We start from the raw sequence: 7743 nt of genomic DNA on the forward strand, positions 1-7743 counted from the left end.
CCAGGATCAAACTCTCAAATAAAAGTTGTTTACCTGCTCAGACTAATCATTATCTGAAATATCTGGCTTGGTTTGTTGTTGGTTTTAATTCGTGTGAATTAAAGTTTATTAATTAACCTACTGTTTAATTTTCAAAGTTCATTTGCTTAACTCGCTCAACTTATTTCGTTTTGCTCGTTTCAGCTTCTTTAGTTTAACAAACTTAGTTTTGTTTGTCAACTCTTTTTTTAAAAACTTTTTTAGCTTTCGTCGCTCTTTCAGACTTACTCGCTTTCTAAGTTCTTGCCCTCTCTCAAGGACAAGTAATATTATACCACCATAAAATATATACGTCAACACTTTTTTTGATATTTTTTCATTTTTTTAATTCTAATGAAATTATGTATTATCTAGTCTATTGATAATACATAATTTCCAACTTATCATCAATACATATTCTTTTATAAAAAACCATATAATAAAAATAACCTTAAGATAAGGAAAGGTGATTTTTTATGTATGATTTTGAAAGTGTTAAAAACTTATATGAAGACGGATATAGATGTATCTACTATGACAATAACCAAAGTAATCCTGCTGTTTACTTAAAAAATTTTGAAAGCGAAGATTCTAAAGAAATCCAATTTGAAGATGAAGACCAATTCACACAATTTAAAGATTATCTAGATTCTTTAAATTCTCTTAGAGGATAATAAATCTTTGCATAAAAAAACTATACATATTTTAAAAAAAATATGTATAGTTTTTTATTTTTTAAATTTTAATAAAAGCGCTAAATTTCCTATTTTAATGTTGCTATCTGTTTAATAAGAGCTATTAGTTCATTTCGATCTATTTCTGTTTGTTTTCTTTTTTCTTTATATTCCTGGATGTTAACAACTTTTTTCTTAGTTTCTTTCATAAATTTCACTTCCTAATACAAATTATTAACTTATTTATAGATATTCTATACTAGATTATAATCTCCTTTATTTTTAAAAACAAATTTCCAATATTTTATCTAAAAAAGGATATATTTTTCAGAGATATGGTGTCATAAATCGAAAAATACAAAAAAATAGTATAAAATATCAATTTTTTAATATATTCTTAACTTATATTGTACTTAAAATATAAATTTAAAAGCTAGATAGAAATGTAATAAATTTATTTATTAGTTTTTATATATTCAATTGCTCTGTCTAATTGTTTCTCTTTATCCTTTTCTACTATGTCAGGCTTAATTCCTTGTTTGTTTATATAATCTCCATTTGGAGTATAGTATTGTGCTGTTGTTAATTTATATCCTGTTCCATCGTTAAATTCTTTAACGCTTTGAACAAGACCTTTACCATAACTTGTTGTACCAACTGCTATACCTGCTTTATTATCAACAATTGCTGCAGTTAATATTTCTGATGCTGATGCACTATTTTCATTTATTAAGACAACTATAGGTAAATCAACTTTATTTTTATCAGATTTATAGTATTGAGTTTCTCCTTTATTGTCTTTTGTATATACTATTGTTCCTTCTCCTAATAGATAATCAGCTATATCTACACATATATCTAATAATCCACCTGGATTATCCCTAAGGTCTATAATTAATGATTTTATATTTTTCTTTTGTAAAGAAGTTACAGCTTCTTTAAATTCTTTATATGTATTTTTATCAAATGATGTTATTTGTATATATCCAATATTATCGTCTTTTACTTCACTATGTACGCTATCGACGATTATTTCTTCTCTTTTTACTGTTACATCAAATTGTTTATCGTCTCTTTTTATAGTTAATACAACTGAAGTTCCAGCTTTGCCTTTTATTTTACTCGCTGCTAATGTAGATTCTGAGTATTTTACTTTATCTCCATCTACTTTTAAGATAATATCTCCTGCTTTAAGTCCGCTTTTTTCCGCAGGATAGTTTTTTATTACTGATTGAACAACAATGTTATCATTATCATTGCCACTCATATAAATTCCTATACCTACAAAAGAGCCTTGAGTTTGTTCTTTTAATAAATTAAATTCTTCTTTTGTATAATATTCAGAATAAGGGTCTTCTAAAGATTGTACTAACCCCTTTTCTGCACCAAGTATTAATTTATCTTCATCTACATCTTGATAGTAATCTTCTTCAACAATATTTTCTAAAGCTATCAACTTGTCATATTTTTTATATTTTTCGTATAAACTTCTAGACATAAATACCCCTTTAAATAAGAAAACTTGGACTAAAATAGTACATATTACAGTTGCTACAACTAAGCTTACAGACCCTATAATGAGCTTCTTCTTTGACATATTTCCTACATCTCCTTTTAAATAAACTATTACTATTATATGATAATCTATCCTTTTTATTACTATTTACCAAATTTGTTGATTTAAAGCAATCAACTATACTAGAATTTATAGTAAAGGATATTAATTATATCTTCAATATTATATCATATATATACAAAGGGGTAGATTTTATGAAAAAAGAATTTAGAAAAAAAGTAATTGCAGCAAGACAAGCTAAAGACAAAGACTTTATTGAAAAAAATTCAGACATAATAACAGAAAAATTACTTCAAATGGATTGTATAAAAAACGCTCAAAATATAATGCTCTATTTAGACTTTAATAATGAGGTTCAAACTGATCATCTAATTAACAAGCTTATCTCTCTTAGAAAAACTGTAACATCTCCTATAACTATTGTAAAAGATAGAGTATTAATTCCTGCACAAATTACAGATTTAGAAAATGGAATCAAGGTTGGAGCTTATAATATTAGAGAGCCAAAACCTGATGCTCCAACATTAGATGTTAAAGATTTAGACTTAGTTATTGTGCCTGCAGTTGCTTATAGCGAAGATTGTTATAGACTTGGCTATGGAGGTGGGTATTATGATAGATTTATTGAAAGATTGAGAGATGATGCAGTCACTATAGGTATTGCTTTTGAACTTCAGATTTTCCCAGAGGTACCAAAAGAACCTCATGATGCTCAACTCGACTACATAGTAACAGAAAGTAGAATATTAACTCCAAATAAGTAATCATTTATTTTTAAATTTATATAAATATTGATATATAAAAAGCACATGGGCATTATACTCATGTGCTTTATATTTTAAGTATATTATTTGCTATTATTTTGTCCTTGGAATTTCTGATTTAACTCAATCTTATCAGGTAATGATTCCATGTTTGTCTCTAAAACAACAAAAGGATATGCATCCTCTTTTTCTTTATATACAGCTTCAACTATCATAACCTGTTTTCCATCTTTATCTTGAAGATTTATTTTTTCAACATCTATACCATACTCTTCATTTTGACCCCTAGTTACTATAACATATACTTTGCCATCGATTATGGTAGCTAGTGCTCTTTCTTGGTCTATGTAATCATCCATCATATCCAGTATTTTATCTGGAATGGAATCTCTTTGAACTATAACATAGTCTACAGCTTTTATATCCTCACCAAACATTTTTGGAAGTATTATAAATCCTGCCAATATAAATATAATTAAACAAATGCCATAGACCATACCCTTCATATTGAATTTAACATCCAATTATATCACCCCCATATATTTAAAATATATGAGGCTTATATTTTTCCTATTCTAAAATTTTCAAATTAAAAAAACTGATTAATTCAAGATTTTTAATGTATCTTGCATAATCAGTTTATATTTATATTCAAAACTATGATTTATATTCTATAGCTTCTTTTACTTTTTTAATAATATTATCAGATGTTAATCCATATGCTGATATTAATTCTGATGGTGTTCCAGATTGTCCAAAAACATCAGTAACGCCTATTTTCTTTACTATAACAGGATATTCTTCCGTTACTACCTCACTTACTGCACTACCTAGTCCACCTATTGTACTATGTTCTTCAGCAGTGATAATTGCACCTGTCTTTTTCGCAGAATCAATTATTAATTCTCTATCAATCGGTTTTATTGTAGGCATATTAATTACCCTAACATCTATACCTTCTTCTTCTAATTGTTCGCTTGCTTTAATAGCTTCATTTACCATTATTCCACAAGCTATTATTGTTGCATCCGTACCATCTTTTAGTATTACACCTTTTCCTATTTTAAAGTCATAATCATTATTAAATATTGTTGGAACTGAACTTCTACCTAATCTTACATATACAGGTCCAGTATAATTTGATATTTCGAAAATCATCTTTCTAGCTTCAACACCATCTGCTGGAACTAAAACAGTCATATTAGGTATTGATCTCATTATCGAAATATCTTCTATACTTTGGTGTGATGCTCCATCTTCACCAACAGTTATCCCTGCATGTGTAGCACATATCTTTACATTTAAATTAGGATAGCAAACCGAGTTTCTTATTATTTCAAAAGCTCTCCCTGTTGCAAATACAGCAAAAGTACTTACAAAAGGTATTTTTCCAGTTGTAGATAAACCACAAGCAGCCCCTATTAAATTTTGTTCGGCTATACCCATATTAAAAAATCTCTTTGGAAACTTTTTAGCAAATTCACACGTTTTTGTCGATTTAGATAAATCTGCATCTAAAACTACTATATCATCTCTTAAATCGCCTAATTCCACTAAAACCTGTCCATAAGCCTCTCTTGTTGCAATATTATTCACGGCAAACACCTCCTAAATCCAATAAAGCTTGTTTTAATTCTGAATGACTTGGCGCATTCCCATGCCAACTAGCTTGATTCTCCATAAAAGAAACACCCTTTCCTTTTACTGTTTTTGCAATTATCATAGTTGGTTTACCTACTGTATCTTTTGCAATATCTAAAGCAGCAAATATTTGGTCATAATCATGTCCATCTATTGTTATTACATTCCATCCAAATGATTTAAATTTACCTTCTATTGGATTTACATTCATAACATCTTCTATGTTGCCGTCTATTTGAAGTCCATTATGGTCTAAAAATACAATTAGGTTGTCTAGTTTATAATGTGATGCACTCATAGCAGCTTCCCACACTATACCTTCTTGTATTTCACCATCTCCTAATAGTGCATATACATTCCATGGCGCATTATCTAGTTTTGACCCCATTGCCATACCACAAGCTACTGAAAATCCCTGACCTAAAGAACCTGTAGACATCTCAACTCCTGGCACCTTATTCATATCAGGATGTCCCTGTAACATTGCCCCAAATTTTCTAAAGCTCAATAATTCATTTTTATCAAAAAATCCTCTTTCCGCCAAAGTAGCATATAACACAGGTGCAGCATGTCCTTTAGACAAAATAAATCTATCTCTATCTTCCATTTTAGGATTTGTTGGATCTATATTCATTTCATCAAAATATAATGCCGTCAAAATTTCAACAGCTGATAAAGATCCTCCTGGATGTCCAGATTTTGCTCCATGTATCATAGTAACGATTTCTTTTCTTATGATACTCGCAATCTCATTTAATCCCTTATGGTCTCTCATGTGATTTACCTCCTAATTTTAAACTGATATCACTATATAGTACTATTATAATACTCATTCTTACTTATTATATCATTATTAAAATTATTTTTTAATCTTTATATTTTTATATATTAAAAAATTCGCTTCGCTCATGGCTCCAACGAATCAAAGATTCCGTTGCTTTAGTTAATAAGTTGGAAATTAAAAAAGACTATTGATTTTCTAATTTCAATAGTCTTTTACATATTAAACAAACCTAAACTTATTTGAAGGCTATTATCTATTTTTAACATCATGTTTTTATCTAGACAACCTATTTTTTCTCTCAGCCTCTTCTTATCTATAGTTCTAATTTGTTCTAAGAGAATAACAGAATCTTTATTTAGTCCATATTCATTGGCACTTATCTCGATATGTGTAGGCAACTTAGCTTTATTAATTTGTGATGTTATCGCCGCTACAATAACTGTAGGACTGTATTTATTTCCGATATTGTTTTGAATTATTAAAACAGGCCTCACACCTCCTTGTTCAGAACCGACAACAGGACTTAAATCTGCATAATATAGATCTCCTCGTCTTATCTCAGAGTTGAGATTACTCAACTTTTGCTATATCTCCTTTAGAGTCATTTTCTAAAGAAATCTCATCTGTCATTCCTAATTCAGCTAATGAAAGATTAATCCTTCCCATTTCTTTATAACCTTTTATCATAGTTTCTTTTAAGTTTAATTTCTTCTTTTGGGTTATATAAAATTGAAATGCAGCCTTTGCAAAATCTTCTCTATTACTATTTTCCATTTGAATAATTTTATCTACCTCTGATAAAATTCCCTCTGGCAAAGTAAATACAATTTTTTCTTTATTTTTATTGTTCACAAAACCGCCTCCTAGGAATACTATCTATTCTAATTTTACCAAATAGATACACGAATGTAAAATTGCATTTCTTACCATCCAATATACGTCTATATCCGATCTAGCTAATAGTATTCTATTCATTTTTTTATTTTTAATATTACTCCTTAAAGTTATAAAGAAACCTTTATTATAAAACCTTTTAAAGATGTATATTTTTTAAGGCATATTTAATGAAATTATATTTATATGAAGTATATAAATGAATATAATTTTTATATGCTATAAAAAATCTTCAATTTAAATATTTATAATATAGATTTTTAAACACTTTGCAATTTAAGTATTATAATCCTTTAAATTAGATTATTAGCTTAATTATATTAATGAGATTCTTATAAAATTATAGAGACCTTGTTATCTAGACTCAATTTAGAGGTTATTAATTCTTTGGTTGAAAATCGGTATAATTTACAATAAACTTTTTTTCACCTTCACTATTTAGTATTTCCATTTTTACAGGATTTTTAGTCTTTTTATCTATATACAATATTTGCTTGCTTAGACAAGAATTTTCATGTGATAAATCTCTTTCTAAAATTAACTGTTTTTCTGAAACACTCATATTTATAGAATCCTCTTGTAAAAAATCTTGCACAAAGTCACCTATAAATAAATATAGTTTATTATCTCCTACGTTTGGAAGTTCTATTACATCATCTAACTGTTTATTTTTTATAATTATTTTATCTTTATAGTACTCTGTAGTTTTACCATTTAAGTTCTTTGGTTCAATTATTTCTAGTTTATAGTATGACGGCTTTTTATAGGTATGATTCATTATGTATTTACTTTCACTTTTATTATTTATTATTGTTATTTCTGCTTTGCATGTATACGACGTCATCTTTGTTATTTTCTTTTGGAAATCTTCATATATATCTTCTTTTGTTTGTTTGCTTAAGTTTTTACATCCTACTAAGTTTATTACTGTAAATACTAATAGAAAAATTAATACTATCGTTTTTCGTTTTTTCATATAGTTAACTCCCTCCCCTTTTATATTAATATTCATGGAGGAAGTTAATTATTAATATTATTAGGACATTCTGTTAATTTCCACTTATTATTAGTGAATTTGCTACAGCATAATTTTTACTATGGGATATACTTACTTTTATTTCTTTAATGTTATATTTTATGCAAATTTCACTTAAATTATTATAAGTATTAACAATTGGTTTTCCTAATTCATCTCTTAAAATTTCTATATCTTTTAGCTTAAATCCCCTGATTCCTGTTCCGATAGCTTTACTTATTGCTTCTTTTGATGCAAAATTACCGGCAATACTTTCAAATTTAAAATTATTTTCTTTAAAATATAAAACTTCTTTTTCTGTAAAATTTCTCTCTAAAAACCTAGGATTTTTTTTAATAGCATTTTCTATTCTATCT

General features: G+C 27.5%; 10 protein-coding genes. 2 read left to right on the forward strand and 8 right to left on the reverse strand.

What is annotated here, in order from left to right:
• Positions 1 to 494: 494 nt before the first annotated feature.
• Positions 495 to 692 carry a hypothetical protein gene (locus I4U58_RS11400; RefSeq protein WP_195931472.1) on the forward strand — a complete coding sequence of 66 codons (198 nt, stop codon included), beginning with the start codon at positions 495 to 497 and terminating at the stop codon, positions 690 to 692.
• Between the two features lie 454 nt (positions 693 to 1146).
• Here the strand turns inward: I4U58_RS11400 and I4U58_RS11405 are convergent, their stop codons facing one another.
• Positions 1147 to 2289: a S41 family peptidase gene (locus tag I4U58_RS11405; RefSeq protein WP_195931473.1), complete on the reverse strand. Its 1143-nt coding sequence runs from the start codon at positions 2287 to 2289 to the stop codon at positions 1147 to 1149.
• 173 nt (positions 2290 to 2462) lie between these two features.
• Between I4U58_RS11405 and I4U58_RS11410 the strand changes: the two genes are divergently transcribed.
• Complete coding sequence (locus I4U58_RS11410) at positions 2463 to 3032, forward strand: 5-formyltetrahydrofolate cyclo-ligase (RefSeq protein ID WP_195931474.1); 570 nt, start codon at positions 2463 to 2465, stop codon at positions 3030 to 3032.
• An 83-nt stretch (positions 3033 to 3115) separates the two neighbouring features.
• On the opposite strand, the gene I4U58_RS11415 is transcribed toward I4U58_RS11410, so the two are convergent.
• The 7 genes from I4U58_RS11415 to acpS all read right to left on the reverse strand — a co-directional run.
• Positions 3116 to 3556, reverse strand: a complete 441-nt coding sequence (locus I4U58_RS11415) for a hypothetical protein (RefSeq protein WP_243269618.1) — start codon at positions 3554 to 3556, stop codon at positions 3116 to 3118.
• Between the two features lie 133 nt (positions 3557 to 3689).
• A complete protein-coding gene (locus I4U58_RS11420) occupies positions 3690 to 4628 on the reverse strand; it encodes a transketolase family protein (RefSeq protein WP_195931475.1) in 939 nt (312 codons plus the stop codon).
• Complete coding sequence (locus tag I4U58_RS11425) at positions 4621 to 5448, reverse strand: transketolase (protein ID WP_195931476.1); 828 nt, start codon at positions 5446 to 5448, stop codon at positions 4621 to 4623. Before I4U58_RS11425 ends, I4U58_RS11420 begins: the two co-directional genes overlap by 8 nt.
• A gap of 221 nt (positions 5449 to 5669) precedes the next feature.
• Entirely contained in the window at positions 5670 to 6035 is a 366-nt protein-coding gene (locus I4U58_RS11430) for a type II toxin-antitoxin system PemK/MazF family toxin (protein ID WP_195931477.1), read from the reverse strand.
• Positions 6028 to 6309, reverse strand: coding sequence for an antitoxin (locus I4U58_RS11435; protein WP_195931478.1), 282 nt, complete (start codon positions 6307 to 6309; stop codon positions 6028 to 6030). The genes I4U58_RS11430 and I4U58_RS11435 overlap by 8 nt, the downstream gene beginning before the upstream one ends.
• A gap of 421 nt (positions 6310 to 6730) precedes the next feature.
• A complete protein-coding gene (gene gerS, locus I4U58_RS11440) occupies positions 6731 to 7327 on the reverse strand; it encodes a germination lipoprotein GerS (protein WP_195931479.1) in 597 nt (198 codons plus the stop codon).
• Positions 7328 to 7400: 73 nt separating this feature from the next.
• A partial coding sequence (gene acpS, locus I4U58_RS11445; protein ID WP_195931480.1) for a holo-ACP synthase occupies positions 7401 to 7743 on the reverse strand: 343 nt, incomplete at its 5' end.

This window comes from Clostridium sp. 1001270J_160509_D11 (assembly GCF_015667935.1).
GTDB lineage: Bacteria > Bacillota > Clostridia > Peptostreptococcales > Peptostreptococcaceae > Intestinibacter.

Excerpts from the sequence above, each read along its gene's own strand:
- I4U58_RS11405 (WP_195931473.1), bottom strand. The coding sequence starts at position 2,289 with ATGTCAAAGAAGAAGCTCATTATAGGGTCTGTAAGCTTAGTTGTAGCA.
- I4U58_RS11425 (WP_195931476.1), bottom strand. The coding sequence starts at position 5,448 with ATGAGAGACCATAAGGGATTAAATGAGATTGCGAGTATCATAAGAAAA.
- I4U58_RS11410 (WP_195931474.1), top strand. The coding sequence starts at position 2,463 with ATGAAAAAAGAATTTAGAAAAAAAGTAATTGCAGCAAGACAAGCTAAA.
- I4U58_RS11400 (WP_195931472.1), top strand. The coding sequence starts at position 495 with ATGTATGATTTTGAAAGTGTTAAAAACTTATATGAAGACGGATATAGA.
- gerS (WP_195931479.1), bottom strand. The coding sequence starts at position 7,327 with ATGAAAAAACGAAAAACGATAGTATTAATTTTTCTATTAGTATTTACA.